Source organism: Roseiconus lacunae, from assembly GCF_008312935.1.
GTDB lineage: Bacteria > Planctomycetota > Planctomycetia > Pirellulales > Pirellulaceae > Stieleria > Stieleria lacunae.
In genome coordinates this window covers 1-2,246 of record NZ_VSZO01000095.1, presented here as the reverse complement: position 1 = coordinate 2,246, position 2,246 = coordinate 1, and the positions used below count along the sequence as shown (strand labels likewise).

Here is a 2,246-nt window from a genome sequence, read left to right as displayed (position 1 = left end):
CGGTGGGCCGACTACAGTCACCCTATCCGGCTTGTGCGTCGTTCCAAACTCAAAGCTAGAAGAACCGACCAGCGCGACCAAGCACGACGAACGTCACCAATCACCCGGCGGCGACGAGCGATTGTCCATTTCAAAACGCCCGACTTCGCCGCTCGGGTGCATTGGATTGTTCCCCGCTTGTTCAGGGTTCAAGGAAGTCAGCTATTGAACCGTCGAACGAGTGAAAAAACTCGTCAGGCTCCTGGTCGGCGCAATGCTGGAACTTCTCATGCATGAACAGGTGAAGACCTTCAATCAGGTTGCCGTTGCGATCATAAACGTACCCCATGAAGTCCCCGTTGGCCCAATCAATAAACGGCAGGAGGCGTCCGGATAGGTTTGGGTGTGTTTCGACGATTGCGTTGCGGCAGGAAGAAACGAAGTTTACCAACTTTGAAGTCGGGACAATGAACCAAGGCGATAGCATGGAGTCGGCTTCCATTTTCATGCCGTATCCGTCAACACTTCGGTATAGGTCTCGAAGTTCGGCGGGCAATGGCAGCCCTATTTTGGATTGGGCGTCATCAAGACGCTCTGGCGGTGCTGCGTCGCCGAACAGAGGCTCGTATCCGGAGTCTGCCTGTGCGGCAGCGTGATGTCGCGTTATTAGTTCTAGCCAGTCGATCATCGTCGGCAATCGGGTTTATGCCGGGGAACGATACGCATCAGCCGGGACGGGCGAACGACTTGCAAGCAGACAAAAAAACCGACCACCCGTCCTCGGTTGCATGCGATGGTTACCCGCCGTTTTGTGGATCGGGTTGTGAGCGGACGTAGGACATTAATTCTACGGGCAGGCAAGCAGAGAGCACAGTTCGATTAAGGACAAACGCTGTCTTTTCGAGTGACCTCCGGTTAGGTCGCGACGGGTTTGAACATTGAACAATCAGACAAGTGTCTCCGTTCGGGAAGTCCAATATCATGCTACGAGGTGGTTGATCCGTTGGCGACTGATCAACGATTGGGTATGTCAGGACATCGCTCGGAACGATGATCGAATCCGAGCTCGATATCGCGGGATAAGTCAGGGAGCAGTCGCGAGGATCACGAACAACGTAAACGGGACGAGCACAAAGTGGACAAACAACGGCATTTGATTCAAGGCCGTCCGCGTCACAGTGTGTGTCGCACTCTGGGCAGGTCAACGTTTGCGGTCGCACGGGCGATCAATCATCGATTCTGTCGGGTAACGGTGACGATCACGTGGTCGCCGCGGTTGACGAACCACTCCAACAACCTCAACTCGGCGACTCACGCGCATCGATTGGTTCGTCGGTTTACGGTTGCCGCCAGCGTGGTGTTGGACGGTCGTGATTCATTGTAGCGATGGTTGAATGCCGTGGGGCGATCCATCAGTCTGAACCAGGATCAGGATAGGGTGTTCAAACCGCGGTACCGGATTCAAGTGACATCCGATCGAGAGGCATGATCGAGTGTTGGGGTCATTCGGAGACTCCGCCGTAACAAAGAAATGGGCGTACAGGATCACGATCCATTGTTGGCGATTATTGGCCGTTGGAAACGTTTACCAAACCGCGATATCAGGAGCGATCACCAGGAAACAGAGGTCGCGTCAACAAGCAATGGGCCGACCGCGGTCACCATATCTGGCGTGTGCGTTAAGCCCAATTTAAGGATCGAATAGCCAACGAACGCGACCCAGCACGACGAACGATAACGATCACGTGGTCGCCGCGAACGACTCACCACTTCAATAAACTCAACGCGGCGACTCACGTGTATCGTCTGGTTCGCCGAATTCGAGTGTGGCAACCACGAGGAAATGGTCAGACCCAACTCGACGGACAATCTCGGCGTCTGTCGTCGTGAAGTGTTGCGTGTGGAAAATGTGGTCGATTCGGAGTGCAAGAGGCAACGGACGTGTCGGCCAGTTCCAAGTTGGGTGGCTATCCGCGTCGTCATGCACCGAAGCGTACGCATCAATCAATCCAAGTTCAGCGAGCCGCTTTGGTGCCCTGAAAGTAGAGATGCTATTAAAGTCACCAACAACAATCGTCGGACGCTGACAATCGATTGCGTCGACAATTGCATCGATCTCGATGGCGTGCTTATCTTCAGTCGAAGAAAGTGCGGTCATTGCGTCACGAACACCGCCGCCACGTTTCATCTGGAATGGCGTCAAATGGACGTTGATAATACGTACTGATGTATCGAAACGCTTCAATGTTGCGGAGTAAAAGCCAAAA

General features: G+C 53.9%; 3 protein-coding genes. 1 reads left to right on the top strand and 2 read right to left on the bottom strand.

The features are described from left to right. Positions 1 to 208 (top strand): hypothetical protein (locus tag FYC48_RS28595; RefSeq protein ID WP_235034469.1); only part of this gene is annotated, 208 nt, incomplete at its 5' end. Here the strand turns inward: FYC48_RS28595 and FYC48_RS27510 are convergent. Both FYC48_RS27510 and FYC48_RS27505 read right to left on the bottom strand, forming a co-directional pair. Beyond that, positions 182 to 667 (bottom strand): SMI1/KNR4 family protein, encoded by a 486-nt coding sequence (locus FYC48_RS27510; protein ID WP_149500028.1) that lies wholly within the window; start codon positions 665 to 667, stop codon positions 182 to 184. The genes FYC48_RS28595 and FYC48_RS27510 overlap by 27 nt on opposite strands. Positions 668 to 1,759: 1,092 nt before the next feature. Continuing rightward, positions 1,760 to 2,246: endonuclease/exonuclease/phosphatase family protein (locus FYC48_RS27505; protein ID WP_200836718.1), on the bottom strand; the 487-nt coding region annotated here is incomplete at its 5' end.

Coding starts and splice junctions, on each gene's coding strand:
- FYC48_RS27510 (WP_149500028.1), bottom strand. CDS start 667: ATGATCGACTGGCTAGAACTAATAACGCGACATCACGCTGCCGCACAG.